Source organism: Paenibacillus sp. FSL R5-0744 (assembly GCF_037972555.1).
GTDB lineage: Bacteria > Bacillota > Bacilli > Paenibacillales > Paenibacillaceae > Paenibacillus_AQ.
In genome coordinates this window covers 1,516,174-1,534,496 of the sequence record NZ_CP150228.1, presented here as the reverse complement: position 1 = coordinate 1,534,496, position 18,323 = coordinate 1,516,174, and the positions used below count along the sequence as shown (strand labels likewise).

Annotated in this window: 17 protein-coding genes; 3 read left to right on the top strand and 14 right to left on the bottom strand. The window is 48.5% G+C overall.

All coding sequences use genetic code 11. The features are described 5' to 3' along the window. Positions 1 to 3: 3 nt before the first annotated feature. The 10 genes from MKY19_RS06815 to MKY19_RS06770 all read right to left on the bottom strand — a co-directional run bounded on the left by MKY19_RS06815 (position 4) and on the right by MKY19_RS06770 (position 12,181). Positions 4 to 540, bottom strand: a complete 537-nt coding sequence (locus MKY19_RS06815) for a (2Fe-2S)-binding protein (protein WP_339801446.1) — start codon at positions 538 to 540, stop codon at positions 4 to 6. Beyond that, a complete protein-coding gene (gene pucD, locus MKY19_RS06810; protein WP_339801443.1) occupies positions 527 to 2,821 on the bottom strand; it encodes a xanthine dehydrogenase subunit D in 2,295 nt (764 codons plus the stop codon). The genes MKY19_RS06815 and pucD overlap by 14 nt, the downstream gene beginning before the upstream one ends. 34 nt (positions 2,822 to 2,855) lie before the next feature. Beyond that, on the bottom strand, positions 2,856 to 3,755 hold the full coding sequence (locus MKY19_RS06805) for an FAD binding domain-containing protein (RefSeq protein WP_339801439.1): 900 nt from the start codon (positions 3,753 to 3,755) through the stop codon (positions 2,856 to 2,858). A gap of 57 nt (positions 3,756 to 3,812) precedes the next feature. Further along, complete coding sequence (locus MKY19_RS06800; RefSeq protein WP_339801437.1) at positions 3,813 to 4,742, bottom strand: ABC transporter permease; 930 nt, start codon at positions 4,740 to 4,742, stop codon at positions 3,813 to 3,815. Between the two features lie 3 nt (positions 4,743 to 4,745). Continuing rightward, entirely contained in the window at positions 4,746 to 5,888 is a 1,143-nt protein-coding gene (locus MKY19_RS06795) for an ABC transporter permease (protein ID WP_339801434.1), read from the bottom strand. After that, positions 5,885 to 7,417, bottom strand: coding sequence for an ABC transporter ATP-binding protein (locus tag MKY19_RS06790; RefSeq protein WP_339801431.1), 1,533 nt, complete (start codon positions 7,415 to 7,417; stop codon positions 5,885 to 5,887). The genes MKY19_RS06795 and MKY19_RS06790 overlap by 4 nt, the downstream gene beginning before the upstream one ends. 109 nt (positions 7,418 to 7,526) lie before the next feature. Then, on the bottom strand, positions 7,527 to 8,687 hold the full coding sequence (locus tag MKY19_RS06785) for a BMP family ABC transporter substrate-binding protein (protein ID WP_339801428.1): 1,161 nt from the start codon (positions 8,685 to 8,687) through the stop codon (positions 7,527 to 7,529). A gap of 242 nt (positions 8,688 to 8,929) precedes the next feature. After that, positions 8,930 to 9,502, bottom strand: coding sequence for an NTP transferase domain-containing protein (locus MKY19_RS06780; protein ID WP_339801425.1), 573 nt, complete (start codon positions 9,500 to 9,502; stop codon positions 8,930 to 8,932). Beyond that, entirely contained in the window at positions 9,444 to 10,568 is a 1,125-nt protein-coding gene (locus MKY19_RS06775; protein WP_339801422.1) for an XdhC family protein, read from the bottom strand. Before MKY19_RS06775 ends, MKY19_RS06780 begins: the two co-directional genes overlap by 59 nt. Before the next feature lie 38 nt (positions 10,569 to 10,606). Then, positions 10,607 to 12,181, bottom strand: a complete 1,575-nt coding sequence (locus MKY19_RS06770; RefSeq protein WP_339269487.1) for a PucR family transcriptional regulator — start codon at positions 12,179 to 12,181, stop codon at positions 10,607 to 10,609. Between the two features lie 239 nt (positions 12,182 to 12,420). Here MKY19_RS06770 and MKY19_RS06765 point away from each other — a divergent pair, with 239 nt between their 5' ends. Continuing rightward, a complete protein-coding gene (locus MKY19_RS06765) occupies positions 12,421 to 12,804 on the top strand; it encodes a RidA family protein (protein WP_339269485.1) in 384 nt (127 codons plus the stop codon). Here MKY19_RS06765 and MKY19_RS06760 read toward each other — a convergent pair. From MKY19_RS06760 to ggt, 3 genes are all read right to left on the bottom strand, one after another. Next, positions 12,769 to 13,284, bottom strand: a complete 516-nt coding sequence (locus tag MKY19_RS06760; RefSeq protein ID WP_339801417.1) for a hypothetical protein — start codon at positions 13,282 to 13,284, stop codon at positions 12,769 to 12,771. The genes MKY19_RS06765 and MKY19_RS06760 overlap by 36 nt on opposite strands. A 160-nt stretch (positions 13,285 to 13,444) precedes the next feature. Further along, positions 13,445 to 14,782: an amidase family protein gene (locus tag MKY19_RS06755; protein WP_339804198.1), complete on the bottom strand. Its 1,338-nt coding sequence runs from the start codon at positions 14,780 to 14,782 to the stop codon at positions 13,445 to 13,447. A 193-nt stretch (positions 14,783 to 14,975) separates the two neighbouring features. Further along, positions 14,976 to 16,553: a gamma-glutamyltransferase gene (gene ggt, locus MKY19_RS06750; RefSeq protein WP_339269480.1), complete on the bottom strand. Its 1,578-nt coding sequence runs from the start codon at positions 16,551 to 16,553 to the stop codon at positions 14,976 to 14,978. A gap of 210 nt (positions 16,554 to 16,763) precedes the next feature. Between ggt and MKY19_RS06745 the strand changes: the two genes are divergently transcribed. Together MKY19_RS06745 and MKY19_RS06740 are read left to right on the top strand one after the other, a co-directional pair. Beyond that, positions 16,764 to 17,339, top strand: a complete 576-nt coding sequence (locus tag MKY19_RS06745) for a chromate transporter (protein WP_339804197.1) — start codon at positions 16,764 to 16,766, stop codon at positions 17,337 to 17,339. Then, positions 17,339 to 17,878 carry a chromate transporter gene (locus MKY19_RS06740; protein WP_339801414.1) on the top strand — a complete coding sequence of 180 codons (540 nt, stop codon included), beginning with the start codon at positions 17,339 to 17,341 and terminating at the stop codon, positions 17,876 to 17,878. The genes MKY19_RS06745 and MKY19_RS06740 overlap by 1 nt, the downstream gene beginning before the upstream one ends. A 5-nt stretch (positions 17,879 to 17,883) precedes the next feature. Here MKY19_RS06740 and MKY19_RS06735 read toward each other — a convergent pair whose 3' ends face one another. After that, positions 17,884 to 18,261 (bottom strand): PH domain-containing protein, encoded by a 378-nt coding sequence (locus MKY19_RS06735; RefSeq protein ID WP_339801411.1) that lies wholly within the window; start codon positions 18,259 to 18,261, stop codon positions 17,884 to 17,886. Positions 18,262 to 18,323 lie beyond the last annotated feature (62 nt).

Here is an 18,323-nt window from a genome sequence, read left to right as displayed (position 1 = left end):
CACTCAACCTCCAATAGCTTTGTTTACAGCTCGTAAAATACCCCCGTACCCCGTACAGCGACAAATGTTACCCGATAAAGCTTCTTCCACTTCAGCCTGAGTAGGATGCGGGTTCTCTTCCAGCAGAGCAACCACCGAGATAACCATCCCTGGTGTACAATAACCGCATTGGAACCCCCCCTCTTCTAAAAAAGCCCGCTGAACGGGATGCAGGCCTACTTCACTAAGACCCTCAATCGTTGTAATTTCCGCACCTGAGCATTGATAGGCCATGACCAGACATGAATTCACTGGACGTCCATCCACCAGCACCATACATGCCCCGCAGCGGCCAATCTCACAAGAACGTTTTGTGCCGGTCAGCTCCAAATCTTCACGTATGACCTTTAAAAGCCTGCGGGAGGGTGGAATCTCCGTGGATATCGCTTTGCCATTAAGATTGCAATTAAAGGTGAACCTCTCTTCTGCAAAAGCTTCCTCAGACGATAAGGGGGCAAGGTTATCTTCATCTAGATTGGGATCTGAATTATGGCTCGACATGGATGTTCACCACCTTTTGTGGAATAAACGGTGTAGACTGCAGCCATTCGGGATCAATGGGCAGCTTGGTTACCCGCTTCCCTACAGCCTGAAATATGGCTGACGCGACTGCCGGAGCTAAATTGACGGAACCCACCTCTCCAATGCCGCGAGGACCGTACGTGTCATGATCCGGCAAATCCTCTATCGGCTGCACCTGAATGCTGCCATTCATGTCGGCAATGGTCGGCACCAAATAGGTGTCTAAATTTTTGGTGACATAGCTGCCGCCCGACATCACAGCATCCTCTGACAAGGTGAAGCCTACCGCCATACTGCTGCCACCCTCGATCTGCCCGAGATAACCTTGCGGATTAGCCACCGGCCCCGCCGCTACCGCATGATATTGATCCAGTACACGAACACGTCCTGTAAGCAGATTAACTTCCACACGGACTGCGATTGCAGAATAGGTGTATAGGAAATGTGCCCCCACTCTTTTAAAGGGTGTGGTTGGATAAGTGAATTTTGTATTACAGACAATGGGTTCTGAAATACGCTGTGCCAAGTCCTTGTAAGTCAGAAGCAGACCGCCGTCTTTTAGCCAAATGCCGCCAGGGCCGAGCTTCATTTCAGCGCTATCCAGCTTTGGCATTATCGTCGCAGCTGCCTGGAGCATACGAGCGGTGAAGTCTGGACGCAGCCGTTTCAAGGCCATCCACATCATGCTTGTTGATCGCGAAGCCGTACTAGATCCGCTATCGGGCACAACATCCGTATCGCCAATGACGATACTTAGATCCTCTGCCGCCAAGCCAAACTGTTCAATCAGCATTTGTTCCATGGTTGCGATTAAGCCCTGACCAAACTCCTCGTAACCAAACACCGCCTCAATCTTGCCCTCTAGCGTCAAAGAGAGCCTGCCACCCGCCGGATCGGGAATACCATAACCAAGTCCTGCACCATGCATAGCTATAGCAGCACCCGTTCCAGTTACGATCCAAGGTTCCACAACACCTGAATCACTGTCTGTAGATGCGGCCTCATTCATAAGAGGCGAACCCGCCAGCGCTTCCCACACCTGAAAGGCACCATCGGTCTGAGCAATTTCCTGACCCAGTGGCCCCAGATCTCCATATTTACGTAAATTGCGGCGGCGCATTTCCCACGGATCGATCTGCAATCGCTCAGCCAACCGATCGATTTGTCCCTCCAAAGCGAAAATCGCCTGATTGCCGCCAAAACCGCGAAATTCACCAGATACACCGTTATTGGTATATACAGCAAAACCCTTCACATCCACATGATCGATGATATAGGGGCCCATCACATGTTCTGTCGCGAAGTTGAGCACCTCCGCCCCCAGTGTTGCGTAAGCTCCCGTATCCGAAATAATTCTGACCTGATGTGCCCTGATGATTCCTTCGGGGTCGCAGCCAGTCTTCATGGTGATTTTCATGGGATGGCGTTTTAGTCCTGCACGTACCGATTCAGCTCTCGAATTATGCAGTCTTACCGGACGGAGTGTCCACAAGGCGAGCAGCGCTCCATACGGCTGTACATTCAGCTCGTCTTTTCCTCCAAAGGACCCGCCGATAGGACTCGAGATGACGCGAATATCTTCTTGAGGAATAGCCAGAATTCTGGATAGCTGCAGGCGATCCATCAACCCATGTTGTGTAGCTGAATATACGGTAAGCCGTCCGTTATCCTCTGGGATAAACAGTCCACCTTCAGTCTCCATATAGGTGTGCATTTGGCGTGGTGTATAATAAGTCTCCTCTACCACATGACAGCAATCCGTAAATACCGTTTCCGGCTCCCCTTTCCGATATTTCGTATGATGAAGCACGTTTCCCTCGGCATGCAGCAGAATTGCGTCCTTTTTCATCGCCTCTTCCGGATTATCGAGTAAGGGTAGAAGCTCATAATCCACTTCGATAAGAGATAAGGCGTATTCCGCAATTTCGTCCGTCTCTGCCGCGACTGCCGCAATCGCATCGCCAGTGTAACGCACACGGTCACTGCAAAATACCGGTTGATGCGGCAAAGCTATGCCAAAGCCGTTAAGTCCGGGCACATCCTCATGAGTGATTACAGCGTGTACACCAGGGACTTCAATGGCCTTCTCAATGCGTATGGACAAAATACGAGCATGTGCCTGCTCACTGCGGAGCACGCGGCCGATCAACATTCCTTCTGCCCTCATGTCGGTCAAATACTGCAGCTTACCGGATACCTTGCCCTCTCCATCAGGTCGTGTACGCCAGCGGCTACCGCTGGATTCCTTATTCAGCAGCATTTTCCCTCTCTCCTTTCGTCGGGTTATTCACCTCTTAACTCCGTATATTCATAGCCTTCCACAGCTCAGATACAACCAAATTCCCAGCAGTCTTTTTCTTGTAAAGTTCTGTTGCAAAGGGATCACTATACGTCTCAAAGCTGTTCTCGACCCCTTCATATAAAGAAGCCAACAGCTCCTCTGTATACCTCACACCTTCAAGCATAACTTCAGCCCTACTTAGTCGCTGCGGCCGCCCAGAGCCCCCACCTGCGGCGATACGCACCTCAACGAAACGGAGTTCCTCATCGATTGATGCTGAGATTGCTACCGTTACAAGTGAAGGGGTGAACGCTTCCCGGCGGCCAACCTTACGGAAAATTTCTAGCCTATCCGTTAAGGGACTCTCTAAGCGAGTAGGTGAGATGCGAATCTCAGCCACAAGATCTGCCGCAGGTTTTATCCCGCTCCAGTGATTGTTTAGCCACTCTATCAAAGGTAGTGGCGTCATAAATTTGCCGTCAAAGGAGATTAACTCCGCGTCATAGACCAGTAACGCAGGTAGAATATCTCCGAAGCCAGAAGCGATATTGCCCCCGAGCGTGGCAAGATTACGCACCGACGGAGCCGCTATGCAACGTGCAGCCTCTTGCAGCGCAGGAGCCACGGCCTGCAAATGCTCATTACTGCGGCACTGGGAGAGTGGAACAAGAGCGCCCAGAGATAAGTGAAATTCCGTTAAAATGATGTCCGCAAGACCTTGGATTTGCCTGAGATCAATCAGCTGTTTGGGCATATGATCCGTTCCATTTTCCCACCCTGTTCTCAGCAATGTTCCTCCTGCGACATATCGGGAACTGTCTCCAAACGCCGTTTTTCTCTCCCAAGCTTCGTGCAGGCTGCGGGGTTGAATTACTTCAGGTAGCCTACCTTCCTCTTCCCGTAAAACTCCCATACACTCCGCCTCCTTTTTGAGTACCAGATTGCTGCTTCCCTTCTCGTATAACCTGCCTTAAAACCTTTGTTCCCGAATATAAGGAATTGCGAGCGCCTCCGGTGTGCCGGATGGTTTGTTGCGATTGCGGTACCCCAGGTACATCAGGACCAGAATGGTCACAAGGTACGGAATCATTTTGAGAAAATAGGGCGGAACTGCACTGCCCAGCAATTGAATGCGGAAGCCAAGTGAATCCAATGCCCCAAAAAAGTAAGCGCAGAACAAGGCGCGCAGCGGATTCCATCTGGCAAAAATCACTAGCCCTACCGCAATCCAGCCTCGACCGGCTGTCAGCCCTTCATTCCAGGTTGGCGCGTAGGCCAATACCATATCCGCTCCGGCCAGGCCGATGAGAGCAGCACCGGTGATCACATAGCTGTAGCGGATAAGCTTCACACGGATCCCCATCACATCTGCGGTAGCCGGACTGTCTCCGACTGCCCGCAAATGCAGGCCCCATGAAGTGCGGTGAATTAGCAGATGCAAAGCAAGCACTAGCAGCAGGCTGAACCAGGTTAGGTAATCCATGTTGCCGAATATTTTTCCGATGAACGGTACATTTTCCAGCCAAGCCAGATGCAGCTTAGGGGAGGTTCCCGGCAAAGGAATGCCGCTGATCGGTTTACCAAGATAAGCGCTCAACCCACTACCGAACAAGGTCATCGCAAGACCGGACATCGTTTGATTCGCCCGCAAGGTCACACAGAGAAAAGAATGCAGCAAACCAAGCACAGCCGTTACAGCTACGGTAGCCAACAGAGCCAGCAACAGGTTTCCGGAGCGAATATACACGATACAAGTGGTGACCGCTCCCATCAGCATCAGACCTTCAGCCCCAAGCTGTATAATGCCGGCTCGTTCATTTAGAATGCCTCCCAGCGTAGCCAGCAGCAGCGGGGTCCCTGCGGAAATAGCGGCAATAAGTAGCTGTGTTGTAAAATCCATCGCCTATCTCCCCCCTTTCAGCTGAACCCGGCTACGACGAATGCGGAAACGATAGATCATATCGCCAGCAATCAAGAAAAACAGGATGGAGCCTTGCAGCATTTCTGAAATTGAAGAGGGCAACCCGATGGTTTGAACACTATATCCGCCAACAATTAAGCCACCGAATAGAATAGAAGTAACGATTAGACCGAGTGGATTCAATTTGGCCAGCCAAGCTACGATAATGGCGGTGTATCCATAACCCGGTGAAATGCCCTGCATCAGCTTGTGTGTAACACCGGAGACCTCCGCCATGCCAGTGATCCCGGCGAGCCCCCCACTGATCAGCATGACGATAATAATATGGCGCTTGATAGGAATCCCCGCGTATCTGGCTGCAACAGGATTGGCCCCAATCAGACGGAGCTCGTAACCCCACTTGGTAAAACGAATCATTAAGTAATAAATCACAACGGCGATAAGTCCAAATAACAATCCAATATGCAATCTTGTACTTCCGAGAACAGGCAGCGACTGAGCCGCAGTAAACATAGGTGATCCCGGGAAATTAAAACCTTTAGGATCTTTCCAAGGTCCGAATACTACGTAATCGAGCGCCAATAGGGCAACATAATTCAGCATTAATGAAGTGATTAGCTCATTCACTCCAAAATGCGTCCGCGGAATAGCAGTCAATAGTCCCCAAAGCGCACCCGCGGCAATCCCGAACAGCAGCATTAAGCTCAGGGACCAGAATGAAGGTAAGTCAGGAAAATAAATCGTGACCGCTGTGGCCGCCATAGCCCCAACGGTTAACTGGCCTTCTGCTCCAATATTCCATACCGAAATGCGGTAAGCCACAGCAATCCCAAGCCCACATAGGAGTAGCGGGATCGCTTTAACCATCGTTTCCGTGAGCCCATACGCAGTGCCAAATGCGCCACGAAACATTTTTTCATAGACCAGCACCGGATTCATGCCATTCGCCGCAATAAATAGGGCACACAACAATAACGCTAAAATTATAGATACAATAGGTGTCCACCAAGGAGAACGGATGCGGCTGGCATCGTATTCGAAACGTAGAGAGAATCGTTTTCCGGAGTGAGAGGGGAGGGGTTCCAGGAAAGCTGCTGCGGTATTTCTTCCATTCTCCAGGCTCATACGGCGCTCTCCTCTCTATTATGAATACCAGCCATTAGTAGTCCGATGCTCTCTCGATTCGCTTCCTCATGTGTACTCTCACCAATAATTGAGCCGTTATAGATCACTAGAATCCGGTCGGACAACTGAAGCAATTCATCTAAATCCTCCGAAATTAACAACACGCCACTACCTGAACCACGCAGCTCCATAAGAAGGTCGTGAACACCAGCCGTGGCACCTACATCCAGCCCTTGTGTCGGATGAACGGCGACCATCAGCTTAGGCCGATGACTGATTTCACGTGCAAAGAGCAGCTTCTGCTGATTACCACCTGACAACTGTTGTACTGGCGTCTCCAGCTCAGGTGTTTTGACGTTAAAGCGCTGGACCAGCTCCTGTGACCACAAACGGTTCTTCGCGGACTTCAAGAAACCAAATTTGGAGTGCTCCTCTGAGCGGTAAGACTTAAACAAAAGATTATCCACCGATCCGAGGCGTCCAGCTAAACCGCTCTTCATCCGGTTCTCCGGCACGTGGGAGATTCCTGAATCAATTGCCCCTCTAACCGAAACGGATTTCACCGTCTTTCCATCAAACGTGATTTCACCACTTTTCCAGCCTCTAAGACCTGTTAACACTTCAGCCAGTTCCTTTTGCCCGTTACCAGCTACCCCAGCTACGCCTACAATCTCCCCTTTACATACGTTCAGAGAGAAGTGATCCAGTGCTTTTCGCCCGTGATCGGCATATACGTCCACATCTTTCACTTCTAATAAAGAATCCCCTTCAGTGGCTTCCCGTTCTTGACGGGTGATGGTTACTTCCTTGCCCACCATCAGACGAGCCAGCTCCAGTTCATCTGTATCTGCCGTGGTCAGTGTGGCGATCATTTTCCCTTTGCGCATGACGGAAATCCGATCGGAGGACGCCATAACCTCTTTCATTTTATGAGTAGTCATAATAACCGTTTTTCCTGCCTGCTTCATGACCCGCAGCGTTTCAAATAGCTGTTCCACCTCTCCCGGGGTCAATACAGAGGTTGGTTCATCCAGAATAATAATGTCAGCCCCGCGATACAGCGTCTTAACGATTTCAACACGCTGCTGCTCACCCACGGACAACTGCCAGATCGGGCGATCCACCGGGAAATTCAGTCCAAACCGTTCCGCTAATGCCTCTATCTCCTCGCGTTTGTTCTTCATCCACTTACGGCCGCGCCAGAAAGACGACTTTTCGCCAAGCACGATATTTTCTGCTGCTGTGAGGCTTTGCACCAGCCTAAAGTTCTGAAACACCATACCTACACCCAGCTGCGCAGCATCTTTAGGAGAACGGATCTGAGCACCTTTCCCATGAATGAAGATTTCTCCTTCATCTGCTCTGTACACCCCTGACAGCATGCTCATCACCGTGCTCTTCCCGGCCCCATTCTCCCCAAGCAACGCATGAATCTCACCCGCATTTGCCGAAAAGTCGACTTGATCACTGGCGGTTACCGAGCCGAATTTCTTCACAATCCCCCGCATTTCAACTGAAGTTCCCAGCATGGCCTGAACCCCTCCTTCCTTCAAGTTGTAGTACGGGTGGGGAAGTTTCCGCTTAACGGAACCCGCCCCACCCATAGATTGTGCACATCTTATTCCCTATTTTTAAACATTATTGCGGGATAGTTCCTTCCACACCTTTTACGAGCCAGTTCATGCCCAACACTTCCTCCAAGGTCAGCTTCTGACCCTCCTGAACCTTTACATTCCCTTGATTATCTGAGATCGGACCTGTGAAAACCTCAAGCTCACCACTGATAATTTTGGCTTTGGCGTCTTCGACAAGCTTTTTCACATCATCTGGGATCTTGTTCCCGAAAGGAGCCAGCTCCACCATACCGTCAGCCATATCACCGGAATATTGCTCGCTCTTCCAGGTTCCATCCATAACTGCCTGCACAGCTTTTACGTAATACGGCCCCCAATTCCATACCGGGTTCGTCAAATAATTGTCCGGAGCGTATTTGCTCATATCCGAGTCATTTCCCCCGGCAAAAGCCCCTCGTTCAGCAGCAGCCTGCAGTGTTGCAGGTGAATCCTGATAGGCCAAAAGCACATCTGCACCCTTATCCAGCAAGCTGATTGCCGCTTGACGTTCGGTCGTCGGGTCATACCATGTATTCGTCCATACGACGTTCACCTTTACATCAGGATTGACACTTTGTGCTCCAAGGGTATAAGCATTCAAGTTATAAATCACTTCACTGATCGGAAAAGCGCCGACATAACCCAGCTGATTGTTTTTGGTCATTTTCCCTGCTGCAATCCCGCTCAAATAGCTGGCTTGATAATTCTTCCCGAAGTAGGTCCCCATGTTCTCTGCGGTTTTGTAACCCGAAGCATGCAGGAACTTCACGTTGGGAAATTTGCCCGCTACATTTAATGTAAAATCCATATATCCGAAGCTCGTTGTAAACACGATGTCGTGTGATTGCGCAAGCTCTGTGATGATTCTTTCGGCGTCAGCACTTTCAGGGACATTTTCTACAAAGTCAGCTTTAATCCCCAGCTCCTTCTCCATATACAGCCGTCCTTGGTCATGTTGGTACGTGTAGCCGCCATCTCCTGGAGGTCCGATATAAACAAAAGCAACCGTCGGTTTCTTTGCAGCCGGTTCTGTTGTTGCAGTTGCCTCTGTTGCCGCTGTAGTTGTCACTGGTGCCTCCGTTGCATTTGTAGAAGTATTATTATTGCTGCCACACCCCACCAAAGCCACCGTCATTAGAACCATTAATGCAAGACAAGATGTTATGAACTGACCCCTTTTTTTCATAATTCTCCTCCTCCAAATCATCTCTCATCATGGCTGCAACCATTAATGTACTTCTACTATACTTAGAGGTGGCCTTGGCGTAAATTTATATAACATACGTTTGTATATGAATATAAGAATCAGAACTTTTTTTGTGTGTAATGCACTAATTGGTTTTTGAAAGGTGAGTTTCGTGTCATATTATATGACCAGAAGTGGAAATGGAACACTATTTCAGATTACTTTTTAGACTACTTTTTACTTCACTTTCCATTTTTCAGAATCCATTGCTCCTGAATCTCACCAAAATCTTCTTTTGTATCTGCGTCCATGAAATAATGGGCAGACTCAGATTCCAGAACAATCCCCTTATAATCAGGTGAACGCAATATCCCCGCCGCTCCTCGATCTCCATCTAATCCCTGTAGTGCTGGAAACAACGTCTTCGAGAACAAAGCCGGGGGCATAGCCGACCCATTGCTGACGCTAGCGACATAATCCATCTCCGGAGATTGTTCAAACGTTTGTATTAGACGGTTCACTAATGCTGTAGTAATAAATGGCTGATCCGCAAGCGCCACAACTACTGCATCGGGCTGTAAAGGTAATACCGCATTAAGGCCGCAGCGCAGGGAAAAAGACAATCCTAGATGTGCGGTTAAGCAAGTTTCGGTACGTCTAGATCCTTGCGGTTCAATCGCGGGTGGCAGCCATTCCAAGTTGTCATCCGCACGCACCACTACGATAAGCGGTTCAAGATTGCAGCGATCCAATTCGCTAAGCGCGACGCTCCCGAGCGAGACCTCCTGCGATAATTTCAGTGAAACCTTGGACACGCCCATCCGCCTGCTCTGCCCCGCTGCCAAATATATTCCTGCTACCTTCAATACTATCCACTCCTTTAGGCAGTTCTCGTGAGCCTACCCTTCTAATTTGAATAATTTCCGCTATAATACTGACCGCAATCTCCTCCGGACCTTCTCCACCAATGGGCAACCCAACAGGCGCATGCAAAAATGCAGGGGCCTCAAGCCCTTCCAGTAAAAGAGCTATCCGCGCCTTCGAACCAATAATCCCTATATATAGAGGAGCAAGCGGAATCACACTCTCCAGGAACTGTCTATCCCGCCCAAGTTGATGACTGCAAATCAATACATAATCCTCCCGAGCTACACCCAATCGCTGAACAACCTCCATAGGGGAACAAATTACTTGTTCAGCTCGAGGAAACTTATTGTGCAAGCTTCCTTCGCGCCAATCCGCAACCGCAACCCGAAAGCCAACTCTGTCAGCAAGTTCCGCAATCGGAACCACATCAAGCCCACCACCAAAAATCACAAGCCGCGGTTTGGGCACGAAAGACGTATGGAATGCTGTCAATTCTGCTGGAGCGGCCATAAAGCGACCTGCCGCTAGGTTTTCTTTTGCCGAGTGGGATAATTTCGGATGTTTCTTGCTCTGCGGCAGTGAAGTATCAGTATCCTGCTCCAGCTTACAAGTAAACCCCCTCTCCACTGCCTCCCGAAACAGAACCAACCGCTCTCCCGCCGCCAGTCTGTCACTCACCTGCACCAAAAGTTTGTAGAGCTGACCCTGCACGGGTTCAAGCACCACTTTGATTTTGCCCCCACAGCCGACAGTCTCACCCCAGGACAGATCATCCGAAGACAACATATTGTATTCCACAATCTCGGGCAGCCCTCGTTCCCATATCTCAGAGGTACGTAACTCCAGATCGCTTTCCAAACAACCTGGACTCAGACTCCCAATCGTGCCCCCTTCAAAAAACAGCATCACTGCCCCAGGTTTACGATACGAGTGCCCCTCTACCTCAATCAGTGTTGCCAGCACCGCAGGCGTCTTATGGGTTTGAATATGAATTGCGATCTCATGTGTATTCACGAGGCTCCCTCCTCCGTGTTTGCATTTCAACCCAGACCTTAGTCCCGCCCAAGCATTCTCCGAAACATGAACACTAACTTCAGCCTCATTAGATCATTTATTTTTTTAAAATCGACATCCAAGAGCTCACTAAGCTTCTCGATCCGGTAGGTAGCCGTGTTCCGATGAATAAACAACTTTTTGGCTGTCTCATTGACATGCCCATCGTTCTCTAGATAAACCTCCAGCGTCCGCAGCATTTCTCGCACATACTCCGGCTCACGACTAAGCAGTCCTCTAAGCGTTCCGTTGCAATATTTCTCCATGACCTCTGTCGGGATTTGCCCAAGAAGTAAGGACAGCTCAAGCTGCCGATAATGCACAACATTCCCATGCACTCCCTCAAACTGAAGCATCCCCATACATTCCTTGACCTCCGCAAAAGCCTCCTTCAGCCCATCTGGCTTCAATTTACAACTACTTATTGCAGCTCGTGGATAATACCCCTTGTCAAACTTCAGGTTGTCAAAACAAGCCTGGATTACATCTCGAAATTGCTCAGGACTCTGAAGAGCTGCCGGATAGATGGACAATAATCCTTGGTCTACAATCACATGAATGGCCTTTAAATCCCGCAGTACGGGGTGTTCAGTGTATTCTTCTTTTAATCTAAGCAGCTCACTTTGGCGTTCTTCAACAGTCGCAACAATATCAGTTAATACTAGTTGAAATGGCGACTGAAGCAGTTCAATTTCCAATTCGAGCGTAGCCTGTGCTAAATCGGCGTAAGATAAGTTACCATTTAGACAACGTCTCAGCAATCCACTGAACTCCCTATGTTCTGCCTGTTCAAAATAATCCTCGTATCCTGAGTAAATATGATATGAAATAAGTTCAGCACCCTGAACGAACAAGCTCTCTTCCACCGGGAGCAATAAAGGGTCGATGGAACAATACAATAAATATCCCGAGCACTTTTCTCCTTGTATTAGTGGTGTGCGATAACCTGCACGATCCTCTACACGAAAACGTTGATTCCGTTTCTGCCAGGGCCATCCCTCCAGCAACTGTGAGGTCTGGTATTCAGAATTGTTATAGATTACATCCCCGCGTGCGCTAACCACTACAAGTGAATGGCCAATCACATCAGACACCGAGTCAAACAATGGACGGCTGCGGACAGATCGCAGGGCAAATTGCATCAGCTTTTTCTGCTTCTCCATTATGCTCTGCAGAACGTGAGTGCTCCGGCTAAGCTCAGCGCGAAACAGGCCATTCATCTGATCCGAAAAAGTGAACTGGAACGGCAACTGGATTAAGGGGAAGTTAAGGCTCTCAGCTTCTGCGATCAGCTGCTCCGGTACTTCATCCCAAAATCGTCCCAGCTTAATACCCAAGGCCGATGAGCCCCTTCGATTCAGCGTCTGCAGCAAAGCAGAGGCATCCTCCAGATTGTCCTTGATTAAATAGGCTGTCGTTAGCAGCATCTCGCCTTCTTTGATCCAATCCGAAATATCAGGTGCGTCCATCACATTAATCGATTTCACAATTCGATGTTTCCCCTTGGACCCCGCGATAAGCTTCGCCTCGGACAAAGGATAAATGGACAACGCTTCTTCAACCGTAAGATGCATGCCATCCCTCCTTTTTAGGATCAATTGAACCATTTTTGATTCATTATGTTATTTTATGTAACATTATAATTAAAATTAACCTCTTTGGATAGAGCCAAATTAAAATTTAACGATTACTATGTTATTTAATATAACACTAAGTGAACATAACTGATGAACCATTAATCTTTAGTTCACATCACTTGTGTGAGTAGTATAATTAGATCGGACAATATTAGGATGGATTTGGAGGGGATCTTTTGAGTAAAAAGCAAGTGTTTACGGGTTCACCCTGGGAGTCGGTGGTTGGATATTCTCGTGCCATTCGAATCGGCAACCGTATCGAAGTCGCAGGAACAACAGCCATGCAAGACGGGGAAATAGTCGGTATAGGAGATCCATACGCGCAGACGAAATTCATTCTACATACCATCGAAAAAGCGCTAAACCAGCTAGATGCTGATTTGTCGCATGTAATTAGAACAAGAATGTTCGTGACAGACATCTCACGCTGGGAAGAAGTCGGCAAAGCACACGGCGAATTTTTCAAAGATATTCAGCCTGTAGCAACCATGGTAGAGGTAAAAGCGCTTATTGATCCACTATTGTTAGTAGAAATAGAAGTCGAAGCATTCGTAGAATAGAGCTCGGACGTGGCTTGGCACCTTCTTCACGGAAGGTGCTTTGTTTGCGTGTTCAGATGAAACGCGAGTGTGTCGTGGCTGACCTTTGTGGTGTGGGGCATTTATACCCCTTCTTCCGGTAATATCGCCAGTATTCTTGGATTTTGGGGGATTTATACCCCTCTTTCCTGTAATATGGCCGGAATTACTGGATTCTAGGGTATTTATACCCCTCTTTCCGGCTATATCGCCGGAATTACTGGATTCCGGGGCATTTTCGCCCTTCTTCCTCGCAATATGAGCCAATTTCATGCATTCTACGGGATTTATACCGTTATTTTCAGCTATATGAGCCAATTTCGCGCATTCTACGGGATTTATACCGTTATTTTCAGCTATATGAGCCAATTTCGCACATTCTACGGGATTTATACCGTTATTTTCAGCTATATGAGCCAATTTCTTGAGTTCTGCGGGATTTATACCGTTCTTCTTCTTCACGTGGAGGTGTTTACTGAAACACTGGTCTTAAACCAACTTTTGAGCGTTGAATTTATCTTTTACTCTAACACACCATTATTGAACCTACTTCATCACATTGTGATCATTTTTTTAAAACCAATTTCACCTATCATCTCAAAACCCATCAAGTCCCGTCATCTCAAGACCGCCGCCAAACCTCCTTCACCCATGAGAGTAACCGAAGATCCTGACCATGTCCGGCGATAACCGACAATCCCAGCGGCAGTCCATTTGTAGAGAGCATAGGTAATGTTACTTGAGGCAGGCCTGCCAATCCAGCCATGCAACTCAACATCATCGCCCCACTACGATTCTCCTCCAATTGACGTAAATCCCCACCACGCAGCGGTGCAGTACCAGGCACTGTCGGAATCACAAGACAATTATCTTCTCCCAGCAGCTGGCGCAACTGGGTAGAAATCTCCGCTCGTTTATTCAGAGCGATACCGTGGTCCTTGCCAGCTAAGTTAGCAGCCCAAGAGAACCGTGCTGCAATATCTGGCCCAAAGAATGGTTTTACCTTCTCAATCCAGGCGCAATGGGTTGTCCAGATTTCACTACCCTGTAACTCTCGAAAAATATCCATCCAGACCTTCAATCCTTCGGGAGCTATTTCAGTTTCGAAGAAATGATCAGCACCAGTCCTCAAGTGGTTCAATCCATTCGCTAGAACACTCACATCCTTTGGATCGACCAAATCCCAACAGTCCGTAGCAACAAATAAAGTTCCCATGTTCTTTTGTATAGGATCCACTATGTTCTTTTGTAAATTATCCCTCAATTCCATCTTCGCCTTATTCTCGAGACCATTTTCTATACTCTTTAAATTTTTCTCCATACTAATATCTAAACTCATATCTGTTCTCAATTCTAAATTTCCATCTATGCTCATCGTTACTTTTTCATCCATGCGCCCAATTCCAAGTAAAACCTCCCCCACTTTCTGGAGCACATCCATACGATCAGCGATCCAGCCTACTGTATCAAATTGCGGTGATAACGGGATCACACCTTCCATATTCACAGCACCATGCGTCGGGCGAAAGCCATATACTCCGCAATAGGCGGAAGGGACTCGAATAGAACCACCTGTATCTGTTCCGAGCGCAAAATCAACACTACCTGAAGCTACCGCTACTGCCGATCCACTAGAAGAACCACCCGGGATACAACCTGCGGCACGGGGATTTATGGGCGTTCCATAATGATGGTTCTCACCACCCAGACTGTACATCAGCTCATCCGTATGAGTCGCTCCTCGAAGCGTCGCTCCCGATCGGAGCAACTGACGTACTACTGCCGCATGTTCTGTAGACGGATTGTGGCTCCGCAGCCAATCTGGATTACCAGCAGAAGAACTGTGCCCTGCTACCGCATACACATCTTTCACCGCAAAGGTCAGTCCGTCCAATATCCCGTTCCCTAAACGTCCGACTGTTAGCTGAGGATCGATAAATGCACCATACTGATTATCCACCATATCCCCTTCCTCCTCCCCTCAACATTCCTTCTAAGATCTTAATCAACTCGTCTAAGATTTTAATCATCCTTCTAAAATCTCATGTCCAATAAACTAGGGCTTTCTGTTACACCTTTCTAAGAAGCCTTTCACTTCAAGGTGTCGCCTGCAACCCACCTCCAACCCAAATTCTACCTACTCTCACCTCACCCTACCAACCTATCGCCGCGCCATCGCAGCGCGGGTCTGTCCCCCCACTACGATATCCATTGTCATCTATGGATATCGCGTGAGCATGACCCACGCTCCCGTCATATGCTTCCACTTTCCGGACAATATGACCGGCTCCCGCCAGATCTGCCAGCACCTCATCCGCTACCCGTCCCTCTACCTTCAGCTCCTGCGTAGGTTCCCCCCACGTTCTCCCCCATACAAAACGTGGTTCACTTACAGCCGCTTGCGGATTCATCCCATAATGCAGCATCCTTGTAAGTAGCAACGTTTGAGTTTGCGGCTGACCTTCACCACCTTGCGTACCATATAGAATCACAGGTTTGCCCTCGCGGCAGGCCATGGCTGGCATCAGTGTGTGGAAGCTGCGCTTATGCGGTTCAAGCGTATTGATATGGTTCGGATCAAGCGAGAAAAACGAACCCCGATTCTGTAGCAGAATCCCTGTATTCCCAGCCACCACACCTGAGCCAAATTCAAAATACAGACTCTGAATAAAGGAGACTGCATTCCCCTCCTCATCCACCACCGCAGCATACGCCGTATCACTGCCGATAGGCTGACTTGTCAGCTGTGCCGCTTTTTGCATCGAGATCGTAGAGGCTAGTTGCCCTGCATAGTTCTTATCCAGCAACTGCACCAAAGGAATAGCACTAAAATCCGGATCTGTAAGCACTCTATCCCGATCACGAAAACTCAGCTTCAGCGCTTCAACAAGCAGGTGGTAATAATCATAAGAACCATGCTCGATTTCTCCGAAATTAAAATGCTCCAATATATTAAGACTCATCAGCCCCGTAAACCCTTGAGAATTTGGCGGCACTTGATACACCGTATGCCCATGATATTCCGCATGAATCGGCTCGACCCAATCCCCCTGATGATCCGCAAAATCATCCCGTGTGAGATAGCCCCCAGCTGCCAGCATATAATCACAAATATCTTCAGCAATATTCCCCTTATAAAAAGCGTCCCGTCCACCTGCAGCCAACGTCCTCAGGGTTGCCGCCAGCTGTGTCTGCTGAAATCTCGATCCAGCAGACACAGCCACTCCACCCGGCATATAAATCGCGGACGCCTCCGCCGACAACGCCGCTCCAGCAAGCAGCGTATTATTCCGCTGGTCCGGCGACAGCGGAAACCCGCCTTGTGCGTAGCCGATGGCCGGCTCCAGCACCTCCGCTAGCGTTAATCGGCCATACTCACTCAGCATGGCATCCCAGCTATCCACCATCCCCGGCACAGTGATGGCACTGCGGATTCCCCGCCTGGGGATAGCTCCCTCCCCGGCAAAGCAACTCCTGCGAACTCCATAACCCGATCGTCCGCTTCCGTTATACGCCCGGACACGCGCCTCTTCTGTGCTATAAGTCAACCAGAACGAGTCCCCACCAAGCCCCGTCATATGCGGGTAGACTACAGCGAGCGTCGCACTAACCGCCACCGCCGCATCAAAGGCATTACCCCCTTTTCCCAAAATGCGCGCACCCGCAGCCGAAGCTAAATAATGAGGGCTGACGACCATTGTTTTTGTGCCTATTACAGGTTTCTCCGCCATGTTCCCCATCTCCCTATTAACTTCTCACTTAATTAGTGTCATTTAACATTACATAAAAATCCCTTGTCAATCGGTTACGCTAAACCTCAAAATAACCATCCTCTTTTTGTGATTCATGCACAAAGATTAGCTAATTTCTAGTCAACCTCGTAGTTTCACACATATGAATTGTATAGAATGGGCTCTAAACACAAGGGGAGGTCTCACGTGATATCCATCCATAAAGATTATGTACAATTAGCTATCGCCATGTTCAGAACTGGGATTGTCGGCTATGGCGGAGGGCCTTCCGTGATTCCATTAATCCGGCATGATGCGGTAACTCGCTACACTTGGCTGAGCGACGATGAATTCGGGGAGACATTGGCGATTGCCAACGCGCTACCGGGACCTATTGCTACTAAAATGGCGGCTTATCTTGGATATAAACTTCGAGGAGTTAGGGGGGCGATACTGTCAGTTCTGGCACATATTTCACCTAGCTGTCTGGCTATGATCATACTGTTATCGGCTGTAAATTATTTAAGTAGCTCAAAAGTAGTAGCTGGAATGATCGCGGGGGTATCTCCTGTCATTGCTGTCATGTTAGGAATAATGGCATATGAGTTTGCGCAAAAAACCTATAAAGGGCTAGGAAAATATCTCAGCGCTGTCTTCATCCTTCTCGCCTTACTTCTGCTACAAATAATTCACATACATCCAGCTCTCGTAATCGTGCTTTTTCTAGGTTACGGAGCCGTTCATTACCGGATCATCGCGAAGCAACAACAAGGAGGATCAAATTGATGGACTGGTTAGAGCTCATATACGGATTTTTCATGGCGAATTTGCTTGGATACGGCGGTGGTCCTTCCTCTATTCCATTGATGTATCAAGAAATCGTTCCCCATTACGGCTGGCTGACCGATGAACAATTCTCTAACATGCTTGCACTTGGCAATGCACTGCCTGGCCCGATTGCTACCAAAATCGCAGCTTACGTCGGCTATGATGTCTACGGCTGGTTAGGACTCATCGTAGCTTTGTTAGCAACCCTCTTGCCCTCCGCAGTAGCGCTTATTATCCTGTTAGAGGTCATGCAAAAATACAAGCAATCCCCCGTAGTGAAAGGGATGACATTGCTTGTTCAACCGGTCATTGCAGTTATGATGGCTGCGCTCACTTGGACAATGGTCAAAGGTCCTACGAACTCTATCGGAATCTGGCAAACACTGTTCATTGCCGCAATCGCATTCTGGGCCATCAAGCGGCTTAAGCTGCATCCTGCCTTTGTCATCTTAGCCGCTTTTGCCTATGGTGGTCTGGTACTCCGCTACACGGTCTAACTAAACTATTTTAAAATATATTGTGACAATACCGCCTGTACCTCATAAATATTCACGGATTTATTAAAGGTCTTCTTGAGTGGCACAGTGCTGCTGGAAATATAGATACATAGCTCCGCATCCAGATCAAAGTGCCCTGCCGTCTCCACGGAATAATGCGAGATGCTTTTGTATGGGATGGAATGATAGTCCGTCTTTTTCCCCGTCAGTCCCTGTTTATCCACTAGAATCAGTCGTTTGTCTGTAAAAACAAACATATCTCTAATCAACTTGTAGGCTCGTTCAATTTTCTCTTGAGGGGCAAGGATTTGTGCATATTCCCGTTGTACCTCCGCTAGATTTACTTGTGATGCATTACCCATCAATCCGTCAAAAATCGCCATATAACTTCCCCTTTTCATCTGTTATTTTTAGTGGCTTGTCTCCTCCCACATAGAACCATATT